The sequence below is a fragment of the Pantoea sp. Z09 genome, assembly GCF_022394795.1.
GTDB lineage: Bacteria > Pseudomonadota > Gammaproteobacteria > Enterobacterales > Enterobacteriaceae > Pantoea > Pantoea latae.
In genome coordinates this window covers 689,016-713,265 of sequence record NZ_CP092373.1, presented here as the reverse complement: position 1 = coordinate 713,265, position 24,250 = coordinate 689,016, and the positions used below count along the sequence as shown (strand labels likewise).

Annotated in this window: 26 protein-coding genes; 16 read left to right on the top strand and 10 right to left on the bottom strand. The window is 56.4% G+C overall.

Annotation, left to right across the window (positions count from 1 at the left end):
- Positions 1–85 precede the first annotated feature (85 nt).
- Positions 86–847 (bottom strand): EAL domain-containing protein, encoded by a 762-nt coding sequence (locus MC269_RS03560; RefSeq protein WP_239953992.1) that lies wholly within the window; start codon positions 845–847, stop codon positions 86–88.
- 706 nt (positions 848–1,553) lie between these two features.
- On the bottom strand, positions 1,554–3,530 hold the full coding sequence (speA, locus tag MC269_RS03555; RefSeq protein ID WP_081140880.1) for a biosynthetic arginine decarboxylase: 1,977 nt from the start codon (positions 3,528–3,530) through the stop codon (positions 1,554–1,556).
- A gap of 715 nt (positions 3,531–4,245) precedes the next feature.
- Here speA and metK point away from each other — a divergent pair.
- The 8 genes from metK to ruvX all read left to right on the top strand — a co-directional run bounded on the left by metK (position 4,246) and on the right by ruvX (position 11,682).
- Positions 4,246–5,397 (top strand): methionine adenosyltransferase, encoded by a 1,152-nt coding sequence (metK, locus tag MC269_RS03550; protein ID WP_081140879.1) that lies wholly within the window; start codon positions 4,246–4,248, stop codon positions 5,395–5,397.
- A gap of 425 nt (positions 5,398–5,822) precedes the next feature.
- The gene (locus MC269_RS03545; RefSeq protein WP_239953990.1) at positions 5,823–7,220 is read left to right on the top strand and encodes a sugar porter family MFS transporter; all 1,398 of its coding nucleotides are present in this window, start codon (positions 5,823–5,825) and stop codon (positions 7,218–7,220) included.
- A 240-nt stretch (positions 7,221–7,460) separates the two neighbouring features.
- Positions 7,461–7,973, top strand: a complete 513-nt coding sequence (locus MC269_RS03540) for a SprT family zinc-dependent metalloprotease (protein ID WP_094078527.1) — start codon at positions 7,461–7,463, stop codon at positions 7,971–7,973.
- Between the two features lie 75 nt (positions 7,974–8,048).
- On the top strand, positions 8,049–8,756 hold the full coding sequence (gene endA, locus MC269_RS03535) for a deoxyribonuclease I (protein ID WP_081140877.1): 708 nt from the start codon (positions 8,049–8,051) through the stop codon (positions 8,754–8,756).
- A gap of 73 nt (positions 8,757–8,829) precedes the next feature.
- On the top strand, positions 8,830–9,561 hold the full coding sequence (rsmE, locus tag MC269_RS03530) for a 16S rRNA (uracil(1498)-N(3))-methyltransferase (protein ID WP_081140876.1): 732 nt from the start codon (positions 8,830–8,832) through the stop codon (positions 9,559–9,561).
- Positions 9,562–9,676: 115 nt separating this feature from the next.
- Entirely contained in the window at positions 9,677–10,621 is a 945-nt protein-coding gene (gene gshB, locus MC269_RS03525) for a glutathione synthase (protein WP_239953987.1), read from the top strand.
- Between the two features lie 81 nt (positions 10,622–10,702).
- Positions 10,703–11,266 (top strand): YqgE/AlgH family protein, encoded by a 564-nt coding sequence (locus MC269_RS03520; protein WP_239953985.1) that lies wholly within the window; start codon positions 10,703–10,705, stop codon positions 11,264–11,266.
- Positions 11,266–11,682, top strand: a complete 417-nt coding sequence (ruvX, locus tag MC269_RS03515) for a Holliday junction resolvase RuvX (protein ID WP_081140873.1) — start codon at positions 11,266–11,268, stop codon at positions 11,680–11,682. The genes MC269_RS03520 and ruvX overlap by 1 nt, the downstream gene beginning before the upstream one ends.
- On the opposite strand, the gene MC269_RS03510 is transcribed toward ruvX, so the two are convergent.
- The gene (locus MC269_RS03510; RefSeq protein WP_239953983.1) at positions 11,604–12,695 is read right to left on the bottom strand and encodes a type IV pilus twitching motility protein PilT; all 1,092 of its coding nucleotides are present in this window, start codon (positions 12,693–12,695) and stop codon (positions 11,604–11,606) included. The two genes, ruvX and MC269_RS03510, sit on opposite strands and share 79 nt — an antisense overlap.
- Before the next feature lie 16 nt (positions 12,696–12,711).
- On the opposite strand from MC269_RS03510, the gene MC269_RS03505 reads away from it, so the two are divergent.
- From MC269_RS03505 to hemW, 4 genes are read left to right on the top strand one after another with little or no spacing between them, the layout of a single operon-like run.
- Entirely contained in the window at positions 12,712–13,419 is a 708-nt protein-coding gene (locus tag MC269_RS03505; protein ID WP_081140871.1) for a YggS family pyridoxal phosphate-dependent enzyme, read from the top strand.
- Positions 13,420–13,431: 12 nt separating this feature from the next.
- Entirely contained in the window at positions 13,432–13,986 is a 555-nt protein-coding gene (locus MC269_RS03500; RefSeq protein ID WP_239953981.1) for a YggT family protein, read from the top strand.
- A gap of 17 nt (positions 13,987–14,003) precedes the next feature.
- The gene (locus tag MC269_RS03495) at positions 14,004–14,597 is read left to right on the top strand and encodes an XTP/dITP diphosphatase (RefSeq protein ID WP_239953979.1); all 594 of its coding nucleotides are present in this window, start codon (positions 14,004–14,006) and stop codon (positions 14,595–14,597) included.
- Positions 14,590–15,729 carry a radical SAM family heme chaperone HemW gene (gene hemW / locus MC269_RS03490; protein ID WP_081140868.1) on the top strand — a complete coding sequence of 380 codons (1,140 nt, stop codon included), beginning with the start codon at positions 14,590–14,592 and terminating at the stop codon, positions 15,727–15,729. Before MC269_RS03495 ends, hemW begins: the two co-directional genes overlap by 8 nt.
- A gap of 162 nt (positions 15,730–15,891) precedes the next feature.
- On the opposite strand, the gene MC269_RS03485 is transcribed toward hemW, so the two are convergent.
- The 6 genes from MC269_RS03485 to MC269_RS03460 all read right to left on the bottom strand — a co-directional run bounded on the left by MC269_RS03485 (position 15,892) and on the right by MC269_RS03460 (position 20,811).
- On the bottom strand, positions 15,892–16,359 hold the full coding sequence (locus MC269_RS03485; RefSeq protein ID WP_239953978.1) for a GNAT family N-acetyltransferase: 468 nt from the start codon (positions 16,357–16,359) through the stop codon (positions 15,892–15,894).
- Between the two features lie 292 nt (positions 16,360–16,651).
- The gene (locus MC269_RS03480) at positions 16,652–18,106 is read right to left on the bottom strand and encodes a YncE family protein (protein WP_239953976.1); all 1,455 of its coding nucleotides are present in this window, start codon (positions 18,104–18,106) and stop codon (positions 16,652–16,654) included.
- 62 nt (positions 18,107–18,168) lie between these two features.
- On the bottom strand, positions 18,169–18,444 hold the full coding sequence (locus tag MC269_RS03475; RefSeq protein ID WP_371824354.1) for a DUF305 domain-containing protein: 276 nt from the start codon (positions 18,442–18,444) through the stop codon (positions 18,169–18,171).
- A 365-nt stretch (positions 18,445–18,809) separates the two neighbouring features.
- Positions 18,810–19,559, bottom strand: coding sequence for an SDR family NAD(P)-dependent oxidoreductase (locus tag MC269_RS03470; RefSeq protein ID WP_239953975.1), 750 nt, complete (start codon positions 19,557–19,559; stop codon positions 18,810–18,812).
- Between the two features lie 229 nt (positions 19,560–19,788).
- Complete coding sequence (locus tag MC269_RS03465) at positions 19,789–20,244, bottom strand: nuclear transport factor 2 family protein (RefSeq protein ID WP_239953973.1); 456 nt, start codon at positions 20,242–20,244, stop codon at positions 19,789–19,791.
- Positions 20,245–20,256: 12 nt separating this feature from the next.
- Positions 20,257–20,811, bottom strand: a complete 555-nt coding sequence (locus MC269_RS03460) for a VOC family protein (protein ID WP_239953971.1) — start codon at positions 20,809–20,811, stop codon at positions 20,257–20,259.
- A gap of 138 nt (positions 20,812–20,949) precedes the next feature.
- Between MC269_RS03460 and MC269_RS03455 the strand changes: the two genes are divergently transcribed.
- From MC269_RS03455 to MC269_RS03440, 4 genes are all read left to right on the top strand, one after another.
- Entirely contained in the window at positions 20,950–21,873 is a 924-nt protein-coding gene (locus MC269_RS03455) for a LysR family transcriptional regulator (protein ID WP_239953969.1), read from the top strand.
- A 134-nt stretch (positions 21,874–22,007) separates the two neighbouring features.
- On the top strand, positions 22,008–22,412 hold the full coding sequence (locus MC269_RS03450; RefSeq protein WP_239953967.1) for a nuclear transport factor 2 family protein: 405 nt from the start codon (positions 22,008–22,010) through the stop codon (positions 22,410–22,412).
- A 264-nt stretch (positions 22,413–22,676) separates the two neighbouring features.
- Entirely contained in the window at positions 22,677–23,159 is a 483-nt protein-coding gene (locus MC269_RS03445; protein WP_239953965.1) for a cold-shock protein, read from the top strand.
- Positions 23,160–23,211: 52 nt separating this feature from the next.
- Positions 23,212–23,457 carry a DUF2543 family protein gene (locus MC269_RS03440; protein WP_239953963.1) on the top strand — a complete coding sequence of 82 codons (246 nt, stop codon included), beginning with the start codon at positions 23,212–23,214 and terminating at the stop codon, positions 23,455–23,457.
- 64 nt (positions 23,458–23,521) lie between these two features.
- On the opposite strand, the gene MC269_RS03435 is transcribed toward MC269_RS03440, so the two are convergent.
- Complete coding sequence (locus tag MC269_RS03435) at positions 23,522–24,235, bottom strand: DUF2884 domain-containing protein (protein WP_239953961.1); 714 nt, start codon at positions 24,233–24,235, stop codon at positions 23,522–23,524.
- Positions 24,236–24,250 lie beyond the last annotated feature (15 nt).

Below are 24,250 nucleotides of genomic sequence, written 5' to 3'. Positions count from 1 at the left end.
TTATCCTGGTGAGGGAATCACTTTTATTTTTTCTAATAACCACAATGGGTAAGCCTGCTCCGCTAGCGCGGAGTCAGGCGAAATATCATAAAAAATTTCTGTAATTGATTGCTGTTGCAGGTACTGTTTTTAGCGTCTTCAGACGCGACGAACTTGTTGTTTTTCCTGTTAATTCATTGAAGGACAGACTCTTCCACTGACCGCCCTGTAAACCCACGACCGGTTTATGCGCCAGCATATCCAGATGCTGGGGCGTATTGACACCCTGGACGATGACGCCACGGCATAAATCGTTGACGTGATTGAGCAGCGAATCAAACGCAAAACCTTCGCCATATTTCCAGAAGAAGTTCTTGTCTGTTTTGACGTATTCAAATATGCCGCTGCTCAGCATCGATAAGGTCGAACTGCCTGCGCCAAAGTCATCAAGCCATAATAACGCCGGGGTAATACCCACTAGTTTTTGCAGCAGCAGCCGGTCGCGCGCCTGATAGCGTGTGGTGAAAAAAGTGGAGACTTCAAGGCGTAACAAGGGCAGGCGATCGAGCTTTTGCTGTACCGCATCGCTGGCCAGAATATGACTAATGATCTCGCCGTCGACGTTCAGGCTGACAATGTGCGCAAAGCCGCTTTGATAGAGCGCGCTAATCTTCTCAAGCTGTAGCTGAAACAACTGCCATTTTTCGGGCCCCAGCAAATTTTCGAACAGCTGATGCCCGCTCTCGACGCTTCCCTTCTCCTGCGCGGCACGCGTTAACAACTCCCACGCCATCGCGTCCCCTGAGGGCGAATGAATCGGCTCGAGCAGAAATTCATAATGCTGATGTAGATGTAACTGGCGACCCATTCTGCTGCTACCCGATCAACCCGATAAGTCTGCCACTCAGAAATCAGCAACGGAAATGTCAGGAAAACTCATATGAACGTTAAGAAAACCCAGAAGAATCTTAACACCTTAACCTGATGCTAACGTACAACTTACACTTTGAAAAATAGATTTAAGCCAAACCCGAGAAAATTTTCAATAGCCAAAACCAATCAATAAAGTTTTTTAATGCAAGATTTGAGACAAAAAAATTCATAAAACATGCTGTAAATTAATTGCATAACCGATCTTGACGAATTGGTAAAAATATACTCTTCTGTTTTTTAAGGGGAAAATATATATTAACAAAGCATAAACATCACAATTCTTGATGATTTTTACTGGAAACCTGTCGAGACGTGAGAGCCATAAAGCGTCAAAAAAATTCAGGCCATGCTAATTCAGCTTTAGCTATAATGTTTAACTTTTATAATATATAAGCGCAAAATGCAGGGCAGCCAGTCGACATAAATTTAACAATCGAGGCGGTTCTAAAAAGCATGGCGTGTTAACGCCGCGTTTTATTTGAAAAATTCAGCAGGGGTAAAAGAAGCAGCGAGCGAGGAGAATTTTCAATTTCTTAACAGTTATGCAAAGGGTGATATTGATCACAAAACCAGCAAAAAGTGGGGCGCAGGGCTAAAGTAGAGCAGCCAGGCCTCAGACGAGACCCGGCCGTGACGATTACTTACTCATCTTCAAGATAGGTGTAGCCATACAGGCCGCTTTCAAACTCTTCCAGGAACTGCGCGCGCAGCTCGTCGTCGATATCGGTCTCTTTCACCTGATTACGGAACAGCGTCATCAGCTCGTCCGGGTTAAGCTGCACATACTCCAGCATATCTGCGACGGTATCGCCCTCATCTGACAGCTCCACCTCAATTTCGCCGCCGGCGCGCGCATAGACGTTGACCGCCTCGGTGTCGCCGAACAGATTGTGCATATTGCCGAGGATCTCCTGATAGGCACCGACCATGAAAAAGCCGAGCATCGGCGGATTCTCAGGATCGTACTCCGGCATCGGCATGGTGGTGGCGATGCCGTCACCGTCGACGTAGTGATCGATGGTGCCGTCGGAGTCACAGGTGATATCCAGCAGCACCGCGCGACGCTCCGGCTTTTTATGCAGCCCTTCCAGCGGCAGCACCGGGAACAGCTGATCGATGCCCCAGGCATCCGGCATCGACTGGAACAGCGAGAAGTTGACGTACATCTTGTCCGCCATGCGCTCCTGCAGCTCGTCGATAATCGGACGGTGCGCGCGGTTGCTCGGATCGAGATGCTGCTGAATATAGTGGCAGATGCTCAGGTAGAGCTGCTCGGCCCAGGCGCGCTGCGTCAGATCGTAGGTGCCGGCGGCGTAGCCGGTGTGGATATCATGCAGATCCATCTGGCTATCGTGCAGCCACTCGCGCAGCGAACGACGCACGTCAGGCTCGTGCATCTCCTGCCAGGTTTCCCACATGCTGAGGATCGGGCGCGGCGCATCTTCCTGCGGCGCCTGCGGCGTGATGAATTCGTTACGCTCGACGCCGATAATGTTGGATACCAGCACGGTATGGTGCGCGGTGACGGCGCGGCCCGATTCGGTGATTACCGTCGGGTGCTCCAGACCATGCTCTTCACAGGCGTCGCCAATCGCCCAGATGACGTTGTTGGCGTATTCGTTCAGGCCGTAGTTCACCGAGCAGTCAGACTGCGAGCGGGTGCCTTCATAATCAACGCCCAGACCGCCGCCGACGTCGAAACATTTAATGTTGACGCCCAGCTTCGCCAGCTCGACGTAGAAACGCGCCGACTCGCGCACGCCAGTGGCGATGTCGCGAATGTTGGCCATCTGCGAGCCCAGGTGGAAATGCAGCAGCTGCAGGCTGTCGAGACGGCCCGCGTCGCGCATAATCTCCACCAGCTTCAGCACCTGCGACGCCGCCAGGCCGAACTTGGACTTCTCGCCGCCGCTCGACTGCCATTTGCCAGAGCCCTGCGACGCCAGACGCGCGCGAATGCCGAGGCGCGGCACCACGTTCAGACGCTCAGCCTCTTCCAGCACCAGGCGCACTTCAGTCATCTTCTCGATCACCAGATAGACTTTGTGGCCCAGCTTTTCGCCAATCAGCGCCAGACGGATATATTCGCGATCTTTGTAGCCGTTACAGACGATCACCGTGCGGGTTTTGCCGGCGTGCGCCAGCACCGCCATCAGCTCCGCTTTGGAGCCCGCTTCGAGGCCCAGCGGTTCGCCGGAGTTAACCAGCGATTCGATGACGCGCTTATGCTGGTTGACCTTAATCGGATAGACCAGGAAGTAGTCGCCGCGGTAGCCGTAGGATTCACGCGCGCGCTTGAACGCCGCATTGATAGAGCGCAAACGGTGCTGCAGGATCTGCGGAAAACAGAACAGCGCGGGCAGACGCTGGCCCTGCGCCTCGCGCTCTTTCACCAGATTGGCCAGATCGACGCGCAGCGTCGGTTCATCGGGATTAGGGCAAACGCTGACGTGTCCGAGTTCGTTGACGTCATAGTAGTTATTGCCCCACCAGGCAACGTTATAGGTACGCAGCATTTTGCTGGCATCCTGGTCGTTCATCGCAACCTCCTGCATTGAGCGGAGCCCACCCTGTTCGCCAGCTGACGAACCCTTAATAGTCTTCATGTCGTCAGACATCACGAACCTCGAATTTCTGTTGGACGGTGAAAAAAGATAAAAACTAAGTGTAAAACACCCTGGGCGGTTACGTGTAAATGGACCCCGAATGCACCACGACGTTCACTGACGCGCCAGCGTCAGCAGCAGGTCAGAAAGGACAGATTAACCGGCGCGCGTGTCGGGCGAATGACCGCAACACGCCAGGCGTCGGTATAAAAGAGAGTAAGCAGGAAAGGATAACGCCAGCGCGCCGGCAGAGCGCAGAGAACCGCAAGAGAGGAAAGCGTGGTTCATTACTTCTGTCACCTCCACACATGTTTTCGCATGTGGAAACAAACTGGGCGAACGTCAGAGAGCGGCTCTGACAGTGGCTACGCACGGCGGCGTCATCCTGTTGGCTGCGCCAGGCAGCAGCGGCGTTTTATACCGCCTGACGGGCAAAAATGCAAAACGTTTCGCTGGCTTGCCGCCTTCTGGCGTCACGATTTTTTGCCAGCCGCGGCCTTTTCGAAAAATGCGGAAACAGAAAAAGGGCTGGCATTTCGTTTACCCCTTAACCTAAAATAGCCGTCCAGATGGTTTTCCATCTAAACTGGTTAACATCCAGGCGGTTGACGCCTGACGCAATGACACTTCTTAACTGCTCGCGGCTTTGCCTGAAGGGGCGTCAAGTTGGTTCATCTCGCTTACGCTATGCAGTCGAATTCAAACCATTTGTAAGGTAAAGAACAGAATGGCTAAACACCTTTTTACGTCCGAGTCCGTATCAGAAGGACATCCTGATAAAATCGCCGACCAGATCTCCGACGCCGTACTGGACGCCATCCTGGAACAGGATCCCAAAGCGCGCGTGGCCTGCGAAACCTACGTAAAAACCGGTATGGTGCTGGTTGGCGGTGAAATCACCACCAGCGCATGGGTTGATATCGAAGAGATCACCCGCAATACCGTACGTGAAATCGGTTATGTTCATTCCGATATGGGCTTTGACGCCAACTCCTGCGCCGTTCTGAGCGCTATCGGCAAGCAGTCCCCTGACATTAATCAGGGCGTTGACCGCACCGATCCGCTGGAGCAAGGCGCGGGTGACCAGGGGCTGATGTTCGGCTACGCCACCAACGAAACCGACGTGCTGATGCCGGCGCCGGTGACCTATGCGCACCGTCTGGTGCAGCGTCAGTCTGAAGTGCGTAAAAACGGCGCGCTGCCGTGGCTGCGTCCGGACGCGAAAAGCCAGATCACCTTCCAGTATGACGGCGGCAAAATCGTCGGCATCGATGCGGTGGTGCTCTCTACCCAGCATGCGGAAGATATCGACCAGGCCACCCTGCGCGAAGCGGTGATGGAAGAGATCATCAAGCCGGTGCTGCCGAGCGAGTGGATCAACGCCAGCACCAAATACCACATCAACCCGACCGGACGCTTCGTTATCGGCGGCCCGATGGGCGACTGCGGTCTGACCGGCCGTAAAATCATCGTCGACACCTACGGCGGCATGGCGCGTCACGGCGGCGGCGCTTTCTCCGGCAAGGATCCATCGAAGGTTGACCGTTCCGCTGCCTACGCGGCGCGCTATGTGGCGAAAAACATCGTTGCCGCCGGCCTGGCCGACCGCTGCGAGATTCAGGTCTCCTACGCCATTGGCGTGGCAGAGCCGACCTCTATCATGGTGGAAACCTTCGGCACCGAGAAGATCTCGACCGAGCAGCTGACCCTGCTGGTGCGCGAATTCTTCGACCTGCGTCCTTACGGCCTGATCCAGATGCTGGATCTGCTGCAGCCGATCTATAAAGAGACCGCCGCTTACGGTCACTTTGGCCGCGAGCATTTCCCGTGGGAAAAAACCGACAAGGCTGCGCAGCTGCGCGAAGCCGCCGGCCTGTAAGCTGACAAGTCTGGGCTCTCCCTTATCGGGGAGAGCCTTTTTTTTCGCCTTTATCCCCTACTCTCCTGCTTTGCCACGCTTTTTCTTTTCTCAACTACACTTCTCACACTCGTCAAGCCTGAGCGTGTTACCGATTACAAATTGAAACGCTTTATTTATCGGCTATTTAGGATTTAACCTGCGTGGTCATTCTGCTGAAAATGCGTTATTTTCAGCGTCCTCTGATAGCCGCTAATTGACGCCATGTCAGAAACTTAACAGGTGCTATACCTTACTGGTTAGTTAATCTTTTCGGGCTGAATATGCTGAATTTCAGGGTTTCGGCGTGTGTAAGCGATTACATTAGCGTGATCGCCCTCACTTTTTCCCCGTGAAAGGTTTTTTAACATTAGATAACAACAATGATGGATAAACTCGGAGGCAAAATGCCTGGCAACACTCACAAAAGCAGAACCTCAAACAAGGCGATGACCTTGTTTGTCTGCTTTCTTGCGGCTCTCGCAGGGCTGTTATTTGGACTGGATATCGGCGTTATCGCGGGCGCGCTGCCGTTTATCGCCAAAGATTTTAACGTTACCGCACACCAGCAGGAGTGGATCGTCAGCTCCATGATGTTTGGCGCGGCCGTCGGCGCTGTCGGCTCCGGCTGGATGTCGTCGCGTCTTGGCCGTAAAAAGAGCCTGATGGCGGGCGCTATTCTGTTCGTCATCGGTTCGCTCTGGTCCGCCATGGCGCCGAACCCGGAGATGCTGATCGTCGCACGCGTGGTGCTGGGTCTGGCCGTTGGCGTCGCCTCTTACACCGCTCCGCTCTACCTTTCTGAAATCGCGCCGGAAAAAATTCGCGGCAGTATGATTTCGCTTTATCAGCTGATGATTACCATCGGTATTCTCGGCGCCTACCTCTCCGACACCGCCTTCAGCGCCTCTGGCGACTGGCGCTGGATGCTCGGCATCATCACCATTCCGGCGGTGCTGCTGCTGGTTGGGGTCTTCTTCCTGCCCAACAGCCCGCGCTGGCTGGCGGCCAGAGGCGACTTCCGCGACGCCCAGCGCGTGCTGGATCGTCTGCGCGACACCAGCGAGCAGGCGAAACGCGAGCTGGAAGAGATCCGCGAGAGCCTGAAGATCAAGCAGTCCGGCTGGCAGCTGTTCCAGAGCAACAGCAACTTCCGCCGCGCGGTGTTCCTCGGCGTGCTGCTGCAGGTGATGCAGCAGTTCACCGGCATGAACGTCATCATGTACTACGCGCCGAAAATCTTTGAGATCGCCGGCTTCACCAATACCACCGAGCAGATGTGGGGCACCGTGATCGTTGGTCTTATCAACGTGCTGGCGACCTTTATTGCCATTGGTCTGGTGGATCGCTGGGGCCGTAAGCCGACGCTGATCCTTGGCTTCCTGGTGATGGCGGCCGGTATGGGCATCCTGGGCACCATGCTGCATATGGGCATCCACTCGCAGGGCGCGCAGTATTTCGCCGTTGCCATGCTGCTGATGTTTATCGTCGGCTTCGCCATGAGCGCCGGTCCGCTGATTTGGGTGCTGTGCTCGGAAATCCAGCCGCTGAAAGGTCGCGACTTCGGGATTACCGTCTCTACCGCCACCAACTGGATCGCCAACATGATTGTCGGCGCCACCTTCCTCACCATGCTGAATACGCTGGGCAACGCGCCGACCTTCTGGGTCTATGGCTTGCTGAACGTCTTCTTTATCGTGCTGACGGTGATGCTGATCCCAGAGACCAAAAACGTCTCGCTGGAGCATATCGAGCGCAACCTGATGTCGGGCAAGAAACTGCGCGATATCGGTTCAAATAACTAAGTTAGTCAGGCGGGTAACCGTCTTTCCCAACAGCGCGCAACCATGCTCGCAAGCGGGTGAGATGGGCCGAAGAGCAAAGCGTCCCGCGACAGGGATGTCGCGGGCCGAGCTGGCAAGGATGCCGCTTTTTGCGTCTTTGCGATCGGACTATCTCACCCGCGCTGCACAAAAGGCAGGCCTTTAAAGCCCGCCTTTTTTATTTCATTGAGTTCCCTCGCTGCGCCGCTTATCCTTGCCGACATGAAAACCCCTCGCCTCCCCATCGCTCTGCAGCAGGCCATGATGCGCTCGCTGCGCCATTTTCTACAGCTTGCCAGCGAGAAGCTGGAGCGCCATTTTGCCGAACCGACGCTGGTCTATCAGCAGCGCGGCACGGCAGCGGGCACCGCCTGGCTGGAGAAGTGGGAGATCCGCCTTAACCCGGTGCTGCTGATGGAAAACCAGCAGGCGTTTGTCGACGAAGTGGTGCCGCACGAGCTGGCGCATCTGCTGGTGTGGAAGGTTTTTGGCCGCGTGCCGCCGCACGGCAAAGAGTGGAAGTGGATGATGCAGGAGGTGCTGGGCGTGCCCGCGCGCCGCACCCATCAGTTTGAGATCGCCTCGGTGCGCGCCCAAACCTATCCCTACCGCTGTGGATGCCAGCAGCATCACCTCACCGTCAGACGCCATAATCGCGTGCTGCGCGGCGAAAGCGAGTACCGCTGCGTGCGCTGCAAAAGCCTGCTCACGCCAGGGGACTATTCGCCCGCCTGAGCGCAATTCTCATTCCGCTCGCCGCCTCATTCTGCTACCCTGCCGCCCTTTTTTAGCGACTGAGTAGAATTAGACATGTCTCGCAACTTTATCGCCGCCGTCGCGCTGCTGCTCTCCCCTTTTGCCACCCAGGCGATCTCGCTGGATAACTACCATCAGAATAACTTTCAGCAGGCGAAAACCTTTGCCGCAGCGATTAACGCTGATGCGCCCGGCTCGTTTTACTGCGGCTGCAAAATCAACTGGCAGGGCAAAAAAGGCGTGCCCGATCTCAACAGCTGCGGCTATCAGGTGCGTAAAAACGCCAACCGCGCAGAACGCATCGAGTGGGAGCATGTGATGCCCGCCTGGGAGTTCGGTCACCAGCGTCAGTGCTGGCAGAACGGCGGCCGCAAAAATTGCAGCAAGGACGCCGACTATCGCCGCATCGAAAGCGACCTGCACAACCTGCAGCCCGCCATCGGCGAGGTGAACGGCGATCGCGGCAACTTCGCCTACAGCCAGTGGAACGGCAGCGAGCGGCAGTATGGCCAGTGCGAAATGAAAATCGACTTTAAAAACAAACAGGCGGAGCCACCGGCCCGCGCGCGCGGCATTATCGCGCGCACCTACTTCTATATGCGCGACCAGTATCATCTGCGCCTGTCGCGCCAGCAGACGCAGCTTTTTACCGTCTGGGACAAGCAGTATCCGGTCTCCCGCTGGGAGTGCGAACGCGACCAGCGCATCGCTCGCGTGCAGGGCAATCACAATCCTTATGTGCAGCAGGCTTGCCAGCGTTAAAATCACTGCCCTACACTAACCTCTTCTCGATTCCGCCGCGCCGCGAGCGCGGCGCTCAGCTTTCAGGGCCCGTATGCGCATACCTCGCATTTTTCATTCCGAACCGTTAGCCAGCAACAGTGAAATCACGCTGGATGAAGACGCCTCAAATCATGTTGGTCGCGTGCTGCGCATGACCAGCGGCCAGCGTCTGGAACTCTTTGATGGCACTAATCTGACTTTTGCGGCGGAGATCACTCTTGTCGATAAAAAGCGTGTAAAAGTAAGAGTCCTTGAAGGCCAGCCGGACGATCGCGAATCTCCCCTGTTTTTGCATCTCGGCCAGGTGATGTCGCGCGGCGAGAAGATGGAGTTCACCATCCAGAAGTCGATTGAACTGGGCGTGAGCGTGATTACGCCTCTCTTTTCCGAACGCTGCGGCGTTAAGCTGGATGCCGAACGGCTGGCAAAAAAACGCCAGCAGTGGCAAAAAATTGCCATTGCCGCCTGCGAACAGTGCGGCCGCAATCGCGTGCCGGAAATCCGCCCGGCGATGACGCTGGAGGCCTGGTGCGCCGAGGCGGACGAAGGGCTGAAGCTGAATCTGCATCCGCGCGCGCAGCAGAGCATCAACACGCTGCCGCAGCCGGTCGAGCGGGTTCGCCTGCTGATCGGCCCGGAAGGCGGACTGAGCGCCGACGAGATCGCCATGACCGGCGAGCAGGGTTTTACCGACATTTTGCTCGGACCGCGCGTATTACGCACGGAAACCACCGCGCTGACCGCCATTACGGCACTCCAGGTGAGGTTTGGCGACCTCGGCTAGGGAATAATCAGGGTTTATATTAGACGCACGCAGCACTTACTGGCGTCCTGACTGGTCAGCCTGCGCTGACCGCACAGAACGGGGCGGAAAAGACCGCCTCTCTGAGGAGAGAATAATGATTAAGCTTGGCATCGTGATGGACCCGATTTCGTCCATTAACATTAAAAAAGACACCAGCTTCGCCATGTTGCTGGAAGCACAGCGCCGCGGTTATGAAATTCACTATATGGAGATGGCCGATCTCTCGCTGCGCGGCGGCGTCTCTTACGCCCGTACTCGCCTGCTGAACGTCGAACAGAACTACGATCAATGGTATACCTTCGGCAGCGAGCAGGAGATCAAACTGGCCGATCTCAACGTGGTCCTGATGCGTAAGGATCCGCCGTTCGACACCGAGTTTATCTACGCCACCTATATTCTGGAGCGCGCCGAAGAGCAAGGCACGCTGATCGTTAACAAGCCGCAGAGCCTGCGCGACTGTAACGAGAAGCTCTACACCGCCTGGTTCTCGGAGTTCACGCCCGACACGCTGGTGACGCGCAGCAAAGAGAAACTGCGCGCCTTCTGGCAGGAGCATGGCGACATTATTATGAAGCCGCTGGACGGCATGGGCGGCGCGTCGATTTTCCGCGTCAAGCAGGATGACCCGAACTTCGGCGTGATCACCGAGACGCTGACCAACCACGGCCAGTTCTTCTGCATGGCGCAGAACTACCTGCCCGCCATCAAAGAAGGCGACAAGCGCGTGCTGGTGGTGGACGGCGAGCCGGTGCCTTACTGCCTGGCGCGTATCCCGCAGGGCGGCGAAACGCGCGGCAATCTGGCGGCAGGCGGCCGCGGTGAAGCGCGCCCGCTGAGCGAAAGCGACTGGGAAATCGCCCGTCGCGTCGGACCGACGCTGAAAGCAAAAGGACTGATTTTTGTCGGCCTGGATATCATTGGTGATAAACTCACTGAAGTGAACGTCACCAGCCCGACCTGCGTGCGTGAAATCGAAGCCGCATTCCCGATCTCCATCACCGGTATGCTGATGGACGCAATCGAGAAGCGTCTGGGCTGAGCATGACCCTGGAGCCAGGCTCCGTGATCAACCCAAACCGGCGCAGACCCGCGCCGGCTATTTTTGGTACATCGAGTGAGAATGAATTTACAGCATCATTTTTTGATTGCCATGCCTTCCCTACAGGACCCCTTTTTCAAACGCTCTGTGGTTTATATCTGCGAGCACAACGAAGAGGGCGCAATGGGTTTGATTATTAACAAGCCGATGGAAAACCTGACGGTCGAAGGCATTTTAAAGAAGCTGAAAATTACCACCGGCGAGCGCGATCCCGCGATCCGTCTCGACAAACCGGTATTCAGCGGCGGCCCGCTGGCTGAGGATCGCGGTTTTATCCTTCACTCCGCGCAGCGCACCTTCTCTTCCAGCATCCGCATCTCCGACACCACGGTGATCACCACCTCACGCGACGTGCTGGAGTCGCTCGGCACCGCTTCGCAGCCGGAGCATGTGCTGGTGGCGCTGGGCTACTGCGCCTGGGAGAAGGATCAGCTGGAGAACGAACTGCTGGAGAACGCCTGGCTCACCACGCCAGCCAACAGCAATATTCTGTTCCAGACGCCGATCGCCGACCGCTGGCGCGAAGCGGCGCGCAGCATCGGCATCGATATCCACAGCATCGCCAGCGATGCGGGACACGCCTGATGACGACGCAAACCCTGCTGGGCTTCGACTTCGGCACCAAAAGCATCGGCGTGGCGGTCGGCCAACAGCTCACCGGCAGCGCCCGCCCGCTCGCGGCGCTGAAAGCGCAGGACGGCACGCCGGACTGGCTGCAGATCGAGCGCCTGCTAAAAGAGTGGCAGCCTGACTTCGTGGTGGTTGGCCTGCCGCTGAATATGGACGGCACCGAGCAGCCGCTTACCGCGCGCGCGCGTAAGTTCGCCAGCCGCCTGCACGGCCGCTTTGGCGTTCGCGTCGAGCTGCAGGATGAACGCCTCAGCACCGTCGAAGCGCGCGCTGGCCTGTTCGAGCGCGGCGGCTATCGCGCGCTGAATAAAGGCTCGGTGGATTCGCAGTCCGCCGCCATCATTCTGCAGGACTGGTTCGAAACGCACTGACCCATCGATTCTGCTTCGTGCGCAATCAGCCCTTCCCGCTGCCGCGCCAGCAGGCTCTGCTCAAAGGTCTGCATCCCGGCCTGCGCGCCGGTTTGCAGCAGCCCGCCGATCTGATGCATCTTGCCGTCGCGGATCAGGCTGGCGATAGCGGGCGTGGCGATCAGCACCTCAAACAGTCCGATGCGGCCGCCGTCGCGCGCTGGCACCAGCTTCTGCGCCATCACCGCTTTCAGACTGCCCGCCAGCTGAGCGCGCACCAGATTTTTCTCCTCTGCCGGAAAAACATCCACCAGACGATCTATCGCCTGCGGCGCGCCGCGCGTGTGCAGCGTGGCCAGCACCAGATGGCCGGTTTCCGCAGCGGTCAGCGCCTGACGGATGGTGTCGCTGTCGCGCAGCTCGCCCAGCAGGATCACGTCGGGATCTTCCCGCAGCGCGGCGCGCAGCCCGAGACTGAACGAGGCGCAGTGCGCGCCTATTTCGCGCTGCTGGATCAGCGACTGTTTGCTCTGATGCACGCATTCGATGGGATCCTCCAGCGTGATAATGTGTTTTGACTGCTGGCGGTTGATGGTGTCGACCATCGCCGCCAGCGTGGTCGATTTGCCGCTGCCGGTGGCGCCGACGATTAAAATCAGCCCATCTTCCCATTCCAGCCAGCGCGGCACCGCTGGCGGCAGACGCAGGCTCTCCAGCGTCGGGCAGCGGCTCGGCAGCGTGCGCAGCGCCAGCGAGAGCCCCTGCCGCTGGGCGAACAGGTTGGCGCGCAGCCGCTGGCCGTCGCCCAGGGCGAGCGCGAAGTCGGTTTGTCCCTGCGCCGCCAGCTCGTCGCGCTGCCGCGCGTCGAGATAGCGCCCGGCGAAGCGCGTCAGCCACTCCGCCGTCAGCGGCGCGAGATCGGGGATGCGTTCCAGCCTGCCGTGGCGCCGCCAGCATGGCGAATGTCCGCTGCACAGATGCAGATCGGCGGCATTATGCTTTACACTAAGCGCCACGATTTCTTCCAACTCCATAGACAGCCTCCTGACGATGACCTCAATCCAGCACAACCTACAGCAACTGCGTCAGCGGATCCGCGCTGCCGCAACGCAATGCGGGCGCGATCCAGAAGAAGTTACGCTGCTTGCCGTGAGCAAAACCAAACCTGCGAGCGCGGTCGAAGAAGCAATCGCCGCCGGACAGCTCGCCTTTGGCGAAAATTACGTGCAGGAGGGGGTTGAAAAGATTGCGGCGCTGGCCGCACATCAGGAGGTGCAGTGGCACTTCATCGGGCCGCTGCAGTCCAATAAAAGCCGGCTGGTGGCGGAGCATTTCGCCTGGTGCCATACGGTGGATCGCCTGAAGATCGCCCAGCGTCTGAGCGACCAGCGCCCGGCTGCGCTGCCGCCGCTGAATGTATTGATTCAGGTAAATATCAGTGACGAAAACAGCAAATCTGGCATCATGCTGGAGGCTTTGCCCGAACTGGCGCAGCAGGTCGCCGCGCTGCCGCGGCTGCGCCTGCGCGGCCTGATGGCGATCCCGGCGCCGGAAAGCGACTACGCGCGGCAGCTGGCGGTGTGTCAGCAGATGGCCGACGCCTTCCGCCAGCTGCAGCAGCACTATCCTGACGTCGATACGCTTTCTCTGGGAATGAGCGACGACATGGACGCGGCCATTGCCGCAGGCAGCACCATGGTGCGTATCGGCACCGCGATTTTCGGCGCGCGGGACTATGCGCGCAACCCACAACAATAATTGAGGAACCTCATGTTAACACTGACGTTTTTAGTCAAAACGCTGATCGACCTGTACGTGATGGTGCTGCTGCTGCGCATCTGGATGCAGTGGTCGCGTTGTGATTTTTATAATCCGCTGTCGCAGTTCGTGGTCAAGATCACCCAGCCGATTATCAAGCCGCTGCGCCGCATTATTCCCGCTATCGGCCCGATCGACACCGCCTCGCTGCTGCTGGCATTCGTGCTGACGACGCTGAAATACCCGATTTTGCTGCTGATCCAGGTGGGCGCCTTCTCGGTCGATCCGGCCAACCTGCTGGTCGGCCTGCTCTCGCTGTTGAAGTCCGCCGGTTATCTGGTGTTCTGGGTCATTATTATTCGCTCGCTGATGAGCTGGATCAGCCAGGGTCGCGGCCCGCTGGACTATGTGCTGGTGCAGCTGACTGAACCGCTGATGGCGCCGATCCGCCGCATTCTGCCTGCGATGGGCGGCATCGACTTCTCGGCGATGATCGTGATTCTGGTGCTCTATGCCCTGAACTTCCTCGGCATGGACCTGTTTCCCGGCCTCTGGTTTCTGCTGTAAATATGACTGGAACTGCTATGCAAAAAGTTGTGCTCGCCACCGGCAATCCCGGCAAGGTACGTGAACTGGCGGATCTGCTCGCCGCCTTTGGCCTGGATATCGTGGCGCAAACCGATCTGGGCGTTGAGTCGGCGGAAGAGACCGGCCTGACCTTTATCGAAAACGCCCTTCTCAAAGCGCGTCACGCCGCGCAGATCACCGGCCTACCCGCCATCGCCGACGACTCCGGTCTGGCGGTCGACGCGCTGGGCGGCGCGCCTGGCATCTATTCGGCGCGCTACGCGGGCGAAGCGGCCAGCGACCAGCAGAACCTCGAGAAGCTGCTGCAGGCGCTGGAACAGGTGCCGGACGGCCAGCGTCAGGCGCAGTTTCACTGCGTGCTGGTCTATCTGCGCCATGCGGAAGACCCGACGCCGCTGGTGTTCCACGGCAGCTGGGCGGGCGAGATTACCCGCGCCGCCGCTGGCGCAGGCGGCTTCGGCTACGATCCGATTTTCTACGTGCCTGAACTGGGCAAAACCGCCGCCGAGCTAAGCAAAACGGAAAAAGGCGCGGTTTCTCATCGGGGTAAAGCATTGACGCTGCTGCTGGAAGCGATGCGCAATGCCTGATTTACCGCCGTTAAGCCTCTATATTCACATTCCGTGGTGCGTGCAGAAGTGCCCCTACTGCGACTTTAATTCCCATGCGTTAAAGGGCGAGGTGCCGCACGTCGAGTATGTGCAGCACCTGCTGCGCGATCTGGAAAACGACCTGCCGCTGACGCACGGGCGCGAGGTGCGCACGATCTTTATCGGCGGCGGCACGCCCAGCCTGCTCAGCAGCGAGGCGATGCAGATGCTGATGGACGGCGTGCGTTCGCGTCTGCCGCTGGCGGCGGATGCGGAGATCACCATGGAGGCCAATCCCGGCACGGTAGAAGCGGACCGCTTTAGCGCCTACCAGCGCGCCGGGATTAACCGTATCTCTATCGGCGTGCAGAGCTTTAGCCCGCAGAAGCTGGAGCGTCTGGGACGCATCCACGGCCCGGAAGAGGCGAAGCGTGCCGCGCAGCTGGCTGAGGGGCTGCATCTGCGCAGTTTCAACCTCGACCTGATGCACGGCCTGCCCGATCAGTCGCTTGAGGAAGCCTTGAGCGACCTGAAGCAGGCGATCGCGCTTAATCCGCCGCATCTCTCCTGGTATCAGCTGACCATCGAGCCGAACACGCTGTTTGGCTCGCGCCCGCCGGTGCTGCCGGACGACGACGCGCTGTGGGATATCTTCGAGCAAGGGGATCGCCTGCTGACCGCCGCTGGCTATCAGCAGTATGAAACCTCGGCCTACGCCAAACCGGGCTACCGCTGCGAGCACAATCTCAACTACTGGCGCTTTGGCGACTACCTCGGCATCGGCTGCGGCGCGCACGGTAAGCTAACCCAGCCGGACGGGCGCATCGTGCGCACCGTGAAAACGCGTCATCCGCGCGGCTTTATGCAGGGCCGCTATCAGGAGAAGCAGTATGAGGTTGACGACGCGGAGAAGCCGTTCGAATACTTTATGAACCGCTTTCGCCTGCTGGAAGCCGCGCCGCGCGAGGAGTTTAGCCGCTACACCGGTCTGGATGAGCAGCTGATTCGGCCGCAGATGGATGCGGCGATCGCCGCCGGCTACGTGGCGGAAAGCGCCACGCACTGGCAGATTACCGATAAGGGCAAGCTGTTTTTGAACTCGCTGCTGGAGCTGTTTTTGGCAGAGGAGTGAGAGAGGATAGCGTGAAAAAAAGCCGACGGAGACGTCGGCTTTTTTTTGGCAGGGATGCAGGTAGTTCAGGGAGCTTGTTTTCAGAATGTCTGCTTTGTGCCAGAAGCGAACGTTAAGCTCAGGAGAGCAAATAAGTTAGCGGGAGCTGAATATAAGTATTGGTCAGCCGGAATTTTTTCTATTTTTATAAATATCAGGCCGGGTAATGGTCCATGCATAGTTTTCCTGATTTACAGGGTTATAACCAAACTTTTCATAAAGCCAGGGCGCCGTTGTTGTGAATAACATGATCTTGCGAAGCTGCTCGAAAATAGGGTGATTATGTATGCATTCTATAAGCCATTTTCCGAGCCCTTCTCCCTGATATTCTTCAAGAATATAAACATCGCAAAGGTAAGCGAATGTAGCATAATCAGTTATCAGACGAGCGAAACCTATCTGGATTTCATTATGATAAACGCCAAAGTTAAGGCTATTTTCTATTGATGTGGTGACAATATCCAGATGAATACCTTCAGCCCAGGTGGACCTCGTCAGATACCGATGGATAGCCTGTACATCCAGTTTTTCTCTGTCCGTACTTACCAGGTAGCCATTCTTATGCCATTCATATTTCTTTGAAATGCTCACTTTCGTTCCTGCCTGAGAAATTTTGAGAAATCTGACCTTATCATTCGATGGAACAATTGTATTGTATGAACGGCTCTGGGTTATCTGGAATTTATGCTGTTATCCAGATGCCATAATGTCCGCTTCTCGCTTATAGCAGACATTGGCCAGCACACATCTCAGCGCCATGCCCAAAACCCCAAAAAAAATAATGACATCTCCATGCTGTTTTACGGCGCCGTTGTAAAAAAGCGCCTGCTCAAGCGAAGAGAGGCGCCATACCTTTCACTAGATAACCCACCTCTTAAACAACTCAGGGCGTCTGAATCTGCACAATTTCGCCCCGCTGGCTGCCATCTCCTTTAGTAATGACAAGATAGCGCCGTTCATCCGCATGACGCGCATCTACAATCTGTCGAATGGGGCCGACGGCGTTAACAATAGCGGCACCCGCGGGATTGGTCATAAAAGGCGTAAGCGGCTCCAGCTCTCCACTACCATCAGCTTTTGATGACAGCGCCAGCAAATAAGGCTGCTTTGGTTCGAGGCCAGTGGCAGATGCCTGCAGAACCTGAGTGATCCCCTGTTCAAACAGAGAAATCGTTGTCGCTGGCCGCGCATTATCAGCCGCTCCCGCTGATTTCAGCTGAAGGTGCACAGCCTGACCAGCAATCCCCAGCGGCTGAAGGCCCTGTATTGCATCGCCTTGCGCGACGGCGCCTGGCACATAGGCCACGGCCTGCGGCGCCTGCCCTGTTGGGATGGTGGCCACGACGTTGTAGGTTGAGGTATCAATTGCTGCAAGCCCATCAGCATTTTCCAGACCGACATACACACGCTTGCCGTCACCGGAAGGCCAGAGACCGTGCGGCAGGTTTCCAACCGGAATAGAGGCCACCTGCGAGAAATTATCGGTACGGTAAACGTTTACTTTATTGAGCCCACCAACGGTGACCCAGGCGAAACTGCCGCTGGCATTTTGCACTATATTGACGTGATTGGTGATGGGGCCGGTGTTCAGAATTTTGATCACGTTAAAAGGCGGCTTAGCGTTAAAGACCTCTACTTTTCCCGTATCCTTGAGCGTAAACCACACCTGTTTTCCATCCGGCGACGCCGCAATATTCGGGCAGAACGGACTGGCCTGTTTAACGGTGCCAACAATTTTATGCGTCCTGACGTCAATTACCACCGTCTCTGGATTGAATGAGGAACAGACATAGCCGTACTTACCGTCAGGCGAGAATATTTGCATGCCGGGTCCGCCTGGCACTTTAATGCGCGTCTTTTCTTCGCCACTGCTGGCATCCAGCACCGAGACGTAATCCTCGCCACGCACCGTTACCCATACCTCTTTTCCATCTGGCGTGAAAAACGCTTCATGCGGCGAGCGTCCCACGTAGGTGATATGTCTGACGGCGTTGGTTGCGGTATCAATAAAGCTCACCGAGTTTGAGCCAACGGAAACAACCACCAGGGTTTTACGATCGGGTGAAAAGCCCATGCCATGTACCAGCACCTGCCCTTTATACAGCGGGCTTAAGTTTGCCGGCTGGGGGTCGCCTAGCCGGATGACGCCGAGCAATTTATTACTGGCCGGATCGGTAACGGAGACCGTATTAGAAAACTGCTCAGCCGCATAGACGCGGTCGGCGTGACTGACGGGAATATCTGCTGCTGAAGCGCCGAACGGGGACTGCCCCGCTAACGCGGGCCAGGCAGAGAGCGCAACAGCGGCAACCAACCCTGCCTGTAATAACGTTTTCATAGAAGTATCCTGTTCAAGGGGATCAACAAAAAGGCCAATCTGCTGGCGGTCTAAATGCGATGTCAGGGCGTCGCGCCCTGCACAGGCGTAATCTGATCGGGCGCCGCCTGTGCGGGAGGCAGCGGTTTATTCAGCGCCTGATACATGGCGGTGATCTCCTGCTGCTGGGTGACAATGATCTCCTGCGCGATGCGTCTGAGCTGCGGATTTGTGCCGTACCTCAGCTCGGCGATGGCCATATCAATTGCGCCCTGATGATGCGGCGTCATCATCGCCACAAAATCTTCATCAATATTGCCGGAAGGGTTAAGCTCCATATCGGACATCATGCGATCCATGGCCGCCTGGTTGTCCCGTGTGAATGCGGTTTCGGGCGAGTCTGATTGAGCAGAAAGACGAGCGCCATCGTGCGCGTTAACCGGCGTAATATATAACAGTAACAGCGCGCTAAAAAAGAACGGATACCGTTTCATACGCTTGCCTTTATTCAGAATAAGAATGAAAGGGAAAATCAGCCTTGAGTTTCTAATAGCCATAAATAATATTCCCACCCCATATGTGACGCATAACATTTCACGACTTAATAAAATGCAGAAAATTGTTATTAAGCTGATTTTGCTGCGTCAGCATCTATTAAGGCAGTCATTGATTATGACGTTCCGGGTGTGTAATTAACGGTGAATATTGCCTGACAGGCAGCGAATTAAATCTGTGCTAATCCACCGTCAACATATATTTCTGCTCCGTTAATAAAGCTCGCATCGTCAGACGCCAGAAACGCGACGGTTTTCCCGATCTCGTCTGGTTCACCCAGTCGTCCCAGCGGCACGCCCGCTGCCAGCATATCAAACAGCCCCTGACGCTGTTCCTCCGGGACGATCCCTCCCAGACCAGGCGTACGCACCGGACCGGGGCTTACCACATTTACCCGAATACCACGCTCCTTAAGATCAAGCGCCCAGGAACGCGCCAGATTGCGTACAGCCGCTTTACTGGCGCTGTAAACGCTAAAGCTGGCGGTGCCTTTTACCGCAGCCGTTGAGCCGGTCAGAATGACAGAGGCGCCGTCAGTCAGCAGCGGCAGCGCTTTCTGAACGGTAAACAGCACGCCGCGCACGTTGGTGCCGAAAATACGATCAAAGTGCTCTTCGGTAATGGCGCCCAGTGGCAACATATCGCCGCCGCCCGCATTGGCAAAAAGTATATCCAGCCGGCCCGATTCGTCGGCAATAGTCGAAAATACGCTATCAAGGTCACTTAACACTGAGGCATCGGCCCGAATGCCTCTGGCTGTCGGCCCAATCAGGGCTATCGCGGCATCAAGTTCTTCCTGACGGCGGCCGGTGATATAAACCTTTGCGCCACGCTGTGTCAGTTCCTGTGCAGATGCCAGACCAATGCCAGAGCTACCGCCAGTCACCAATGCGATTTTGCCCGAAAGTTGAGTATTCATCGTAAATTCCTTAGTTGAAGGTTGAACAGCCGTTTAAGTCATTAACTTACATTCAGATTTTCAGGTGCAACGTTCTCAGGCACTCTATCGCTAATATTCAGTGCGGAAAAACGCATAAATATTTAAAACACTTTCCACAGCCATGAATAATCGCATTCACTAAACAAGCCAGAGGCTGCTTTTATCTCGTCTGCGCGTAGCACCGGCTCGCTTTATCAGCCGGCGTTCTCTATTTGCTGAGAAAAACCCGCGCGCTTGCCAGCTTGCCGTCGCGCAGAGTAAACACATCTTCGCCACGCACCAGATAAGGATTATCTTTCGGGCCATAGCCCCAGGTGACGCGGGCAACGCCGTGATTCCACTCAACCGGTGCTGGCGTGAAGATAAAGCCAGGGTGCTGTGACTGCACCTTGCCGATGGCCGCATTGACAGGTTCTGCGCCTTGATTCAAACCGTCGTAGTCCGCCACAAAAAAGTCTGATGTATAAACCGTGGCAAACGCTTTCTCCCGCTCAGCGGCATCGCCGCTGTTCCAGATGGCAAAGTGGCGATCGATAAGCAGCTGTAGATTTGAAGGTGCCGCCTGAGTGGTGGTGAGGTTCATCGCTCTGTTCTCCGCAAATACGTGGTTGGTGCCTGACAACAGCGCTGCCAGCAGTAAGGTTCTGGTGAATGCCTTTTTCATCTCTCTGCCCTGTCAGTTTGCTTTGTTCACTTTGCCGACCAGTTCAATCTGCGAGCCCCACGGCGTCAGGAAGTAAAACCACTGCGTGCCGTCGGCGTTAGTCACCGGCTCATTCAATGTTTTCAGCCCCGCTTTTTGAATCGCCTTGAAGCTGGAGAGAACGTCAGTGGTTTTCAGCGCAATATGCGTCGCCGCGTCATCATCCTGATGCGGCCGCTCATGGCCAATTTGCTCACCGCTGTAGTGGAAAAGCTCAACACCGGTTCCGTCTGGCAGACGCATCATGACAAAACGTTTTAGCTCGCTGGATTGATGCCAGTTGAAAGCCGCCTTCCATGCATCCGGTATCGCTCCTGGCGTGATATCGGATTCAAGCGTTGCACCGAACGTTGTCTGGAAAAACGCGATGGCTTTAGCCAGATCCGGTACGTTGATGCCGGCATGATCGACTCCTGAAATCGTCACCAGCGGCGTCTGGTCTGCGCTAAAGGCGGAAGCAGAGAGGCCTGCCGCGCCCAGCAACAATGAGGTGGCGAAAAGTGATGAAGCGATGCGCTGAGTTTTCATTTTTGTCTTCCCGTAATGCGTTAATGACCCGAAGCTGAGTCGCTGGCGACAGCCGTTGTTGTCGCGATGGAAGAAGCATATCGACGAAAACGAACATTCAAAATAGAATGATTAGAAACTCATCATTGCAGATTTGAAATGAACAGGTTCCCCGATTTCGAAGGACTCGCGATGTTTGCGAAAGTGGCAGAGGAAGGCTCGTTTGCGGCAGCGGCCAGAGTAATGGGCATCTCCGTTCCCACCGTGTCACGTGCGGTAGCACGACTAGAGGAGCGATTGGGCGGTCGTCTGTTTAACCGGACGTCGCGCCAGCTGGCCTTAACGGAGTTTGGCCAAAGCATGGCCGCTAAGGCGTCAGAGATGTATCGCCAGGCTGAAGAGATAGAAAGCGAAGCCCACGAACTCTCAGTACAGCCTCGTGGGCAGGTGCGATTAGCGGTGCCCATGTCTTTTGGCCTGCGCTGGGTCGCACCTCTGATGCCAGAACTTATTCGTCAGTTTCCGGAACTGAGTGTGGATCTGCATCTGTCAGATGAGTCCGTTGATTTGATCGCAGAAGGTTTTGACGCCGCGTTGCGTATTGCAGCCCTGCCGGACTCTTCCCTGGTCGCGCGCAAGTTATGTGCGGTAACGCAATTTCTGGTCGCCTCACCAACCTATCTTGCTGAACAGGGCGTGCCGCAGCATCCTCGCGAACTTTCTGGCCGTAAATGCTTCAGCTATGCCTATCGCGCGCGTAGTCAGGTATGGCGGTTTACTCATGCGTCTGGGGCGCAGGAGGATATTGTGCCAGGCGGGCCGCTGCGCGTAACCAACTCTGATGCCTTGCTGCCTTCCCTGCTGGCAGGCCTGGGGATTGCCGAGCTGCCGGAGTTTATCGCCGCAGAATATCTGAGAGACGGGCGGCTGGTGCATCTGCTTGATGAGTGGTCAATGACACAGGGCGGCCTCTATTTTGTGACGCCCACCTCTCGCAGTCGCCCGCTGAAAGTTAAGGTACTGTCAGATTTCTTTGCTCAGCATCTGGGTGAGCCGGAATGGCGCTGGCCAGACAGAGCTTAGCGACTCGTCCGTTAGCCTTACATTTATGAAAGGATGAATTTCATCCTTTACTGTTTTGTGTGCCTCTGAGTTTCTTTATTCTGGTCTTACGCCGCCGACCGCTGGCTGGCACCGACCACAGGAGCACTCTGATCATGAAAACCGCCGTGCAGTTACTGCAGAACTATCTCGACAACATTCAGGATCCTAAAACCGCCGCTTCCTTTTTTGCCGCTGATGGCGTGCTGGAATTACCCTATTTGCAAACGCTGGGCTTGCCGCATCGCGTGCAGGGTCCCGCTGAAATCGAAAAATTTATCGCCGGATTGCTGGTTAAGGTACCGGATTTCCGCTTCCGCAATATTCAGTTCTTTATTGATACCCCAACACAGGCATTTGGCGAATACAGCGTAGAGGCGGGCCTGGCTGGAACCGCGCGGATTTATAAACAAACCTATGCAGGACGACTGGTGGCGGAAGAGGGAAAAATCAAACTGCTGCGCGAATCGCTGGATACGCTCGCCGCCTGGCTCGCTTTTAATGGCGAACCCTCTGCCTGACTCTGTGGCAATTAAGAGAGCTGTAGGCGGCGGGAAGGGATCCGTTATGATGTGGCGAAACAGCACATTGACGATCCTCGCGAGAAAGTCTCATCCTGATGTGGCGGATCAGGCTATAGCTCAACAAAAACACGCCTGCGGCGCGCCCCTCGCATCCGCCAACTTTATCATCCACACTTACCCCAAAGCCGTAGTCTGCACAGCCATTGTGCATTACACTGCGCGCTGTAAAAACTGAGTAGATTAACGATTAAACAGGCGGTAATGGCGATGAACGGAACGATCACAACCTGGTTTCAGGACAAGGGCTTTGGATTTATCAAAGATGAGAACGGCGACAACCGCTACTTTCATGTGATTAAGGTCGCCAACCCTGAGCTGATCAAGAAAAATGCGGCGGTGACCTTTGAGCCCACCACCAACAGCAAAGGGCTGTCGGCCTATGCGGTGAAGGTGGTGCCGGAGAGTAAGTACATCTTTATTGCTGGCGAACGCATCAAGCTCACCGCGATCAAATCTTTCGTGGTGTTCAGCGAAGAGGTGCCGGCCGATACGCGCATCGATAAAGAGAACACCGTGCTCTCTGTCGGCTCGCTGCTGAACAACATCCGGCCAAAAACCGACGTGAAGCCCGGCGAAATGCGCTCGGTGAAAAAGCTGGCGATTACCACCTTCCAGGGAACGACGCTGATCTTCTCGGAAGATGAGATCGACGTCGACGCCACGGCAAAAATGCTCAAGGTGTGAGATCCCGCAGACAGCCCCCATTAGTAGACAGGCGTTACCCTGGAGACCTTTTATGAACGATGACATTCCAATCAGATTCTATGACGTTGCCGATGAGTATGCGACGGAAGCCGCAAAGCCGGTGGGCGAGTCGGAGCGCGACGCGCTGGCGCGCTATTTTCAGCTGCTGATTACGCGCCTGATGAACAACGAAGAGATCAGCGAAGAGGCGCAGCAGGAGATGGCTGACGAAGCGGGTATCGACGCGCAGCGCATCGATGAGATCGCGGAGTTTTTGAATCAGTGGGGCAATGAGTAGCGCCTGATGTAACGGCGCGCTGAAACGCTGTCGGGGCGATAACGTTATGCCCCGACAGCACGGCTTACGACTTCACGCTGCCCATCAGCTTTTTGCGCTGGTCTTCCAGGCTAATCACGCGATTGCACACTTCCTGGCCGAAGTTTTTGAAATCCTGCTCCTGATTGCTCCACTCCGCCTGAATCGACTGCTGCAAACCGCCCAGATTGCCCATAATCGCCTGCAGCGGATTGCTGCCGCTCGCCTGCTTTGTGCCCATCTCGTTCAGGCTGTCCTGCAGCACGCCGCCCATGGTGCTCTGCACCAGACGTTCACCGTCGGCGCGCACCTGATCGATCGCCTGATGATGGAAGGTCAGACCGTCGTCGCGATGCTCGATAATGCGGTTCATCTGCTGCTTCAGCTGGCCGTTAAGCGTGGTCAGACGGTTGCGCACGTTGCTGTCGGCACCAAGCTTCTCGACTATCACTTTATCCAGCGCCACGCGGCCCTTCTCCAGACGCGACGAGGCGCCGTTGTCGATCCACGGCAGATCGCGACGCAGCGCGTTCTGGTAGTCGATCGCCTGCTGGCGCTGCGCGTTGTTCACCGCCACTTTCTTGCCGTTGAGCTGCACATCGCCCTGCGGGGAGATCTCCAGGTTGCCGTTGGCGCCGACCACCTGCACGCTCTGCGGCTTGAGCACCACGTCATCCTGCGGTTTTACGCTGCACTCCCAGGCAGCCTGCGCCTGGGTCGCTGCCAGCAGCAGCGCGGCGATAAGCGTTTTACGAACCATAATCTCTCCCTACTA

What these genes read in the sequence shown, in the direction of transcription:
- MC269_RS03520 (WP_239953985.1), top strand. Translation starts at nt 10,703, where the DNA reads ATGAATTTACAGCATCATTTTTTGATTGCCATGCCTTCCCTACAGGAC.
- MC269_RS03450 (WP_239953967.1), top strand. Translation starts at nt 22,008, where the DNA reads ATGAAAACCGCCGTGCAGTTACTGCAGAACTATCTCGACAACATTCAG.
- MC269_RS03510 (WP_239953983.1), bottom strand. Translation starts at nt 12,695, where the DNA reads ATGGAGTTGGAAGAAATCGTGGCGCTTAGTGTAAAGCATAATGCCGCC.
- MC269_RS03540 (WP_094078527.1), top strand. Translation starts at nt 7,461, where the DNA reads ATGAAAACCCCTCGCCTCCCCATCGCTCTGCAGCAGGCCATGATGCGC.
- MC269_RS03560 (WP_239953992.1), bottom strand. Translation starts at nt 847, where the DNA reads ATGGGTCGCCAGTTACATCTACATCAGCATTATGAATTTCTGCTCGAG.
- MC269_RS03435 (WP_239953961.1), bottom strand. Translation starts at nt 24,235, where the DNA reads ATGGTTCGTAAAACGCTTATCGCCGCGCTGCTGCTGGCAGCGACCCAG.
- gshB (WP_239953987.1), top strand. Translation starts at nt 9,677, where the DNA reads ATGATTAAGCTTGGCATCGTGATGGACCCGATTTCGTCCATTAACATT.
- ruvX (WP_081140873.1), top strand. Translation starts at nt 11,266, where the DNA reads ATGACGACGCAAACCCTGCTGGGCTTCGACTTCGGCACCAAAAGCATC.
- MC269_RS03545 (WP_239953990.1), top strand. Translation starts at nt 5,823, where the DNA reads ATGCCTGGCAACACTCACAAAAGCAGAACCTCAAACAAGGCGATGACC.
- MC269_RS03480 (WP_239953976.1), bottom strand. Translation starts at nt 18,106, where the DNA reads ATGAAAACGTTATTACAGGCAGGGTTGGTTGCCGCTGTTGCGCTCTCT.
- speA (WP_081140880.1), bottom strand. Translation starts at nt 3,530, where the DNA reads ATGTCTGACGACATGAAGACTATTAAGGGTTCGTCAGCTGGCGAACAG.
- MC269_RS03470 (WP_239953975.1), bottom strand. Translation starts at nt 19,559, where the DNA reads ATGAATACTCAACTTTCGGGCAAAATCGCATTGGTGACTGGCGGTAGC.
- rsmE (WP_081140876.1), top strand. Translation starts at nt 8,830, where the DNA reads ATGCGCATACCTCGCATTTTTCATTCCGAACCGTTAGCCAGCAACAGT.
- hemW (WP_081140868.1), top strand. Translation starts at nt 14,590, where the DNA reads ATGCCTGATTTACCGCCGTTAAGCCTCTATATTCACATTCCGTGGTGC.
- MC269_RS03500 (WP_239953981.1), top strand. Translation starts at nt 13,432, where the DNA reads ATGTTAACACTGACGTTTTTAGTCAAAACGCTGATCGACCTGTACGTG.
- MC269_RS03505 (WP_081140871.1), top strand. Translation starts at nt 12,712, where the DNA reads ATGACCTCAATCCAGCACAACCTACAGCAACTGCGTCAGCGGATCCGC.
- metK (WP_081140879.1), top strand. Translation starts at nt 4,246, where the DNA reads ATGGCTAAACACCTTTTTACGTCCGAGTCCGTATCAGAAGGACATCCT.
- MC269_RS03440 (WP_239953963.1), top strand. Translation starts at nt 23,212, where the DNA reads ATGAACGATGACATTCCAATCAGATTCTATGACGTTGCCGATGAGTAT.
- MC269_RS03445 (WP_239953965.1), top strand. Translation starts at nt 22,677, where the DNA reads ATGGCGATGAACGGAACGATCACAACCTGGTTTCAGGACAAGGGCTTT.
- MC269_RS03455 (WP_239953969.1), top strand. Translation starts at nt 20,950, where the DNA reads ATGAACAGGTTCCCCGATTTCGAAGGACTCGCGATGTTTGCGAAAGTG.
- MC269_RS03465 (WP_239953973.1), bottom strand. Translation starts at nt 20,244, where the DNA reads ATGAAAAAGGCATTCACCAGAACCTTACTGCTGGCAGCGCTGTTGTCA.
- MC269_RS03495 (WP_239953979.1), top strand. Translation starts at nt 14,004, where the DNA reads ATGCAAAAAGTTGTGCTCGCCACCGGCAATCCCGGCAAGGTACGTGAA.
- MC269_RS03460 (WP_239953971.1), bottom strand. Translation starts at nt 20,811, where the DNA reads ATGAAAACTCAGCGCATCGCTTCATCACTTTTCGCCACCTCATTGTTG.
- MC269_RS03475 (WP_371824354.1), bottom strand. Translation starts at nt 18,444, where the DNA reads ATGGATCGCATGATGTCCGATATGGAGCTTAACCCTTCCGGCAATATT.
- endA (WP_081140877.1), top strand. Translation starts at nt 8,049, where the DNA reads ATGTCTCGCAACTTTATCGCCGCCGTCGCGCTGCTGCTCTCCCCTTTT.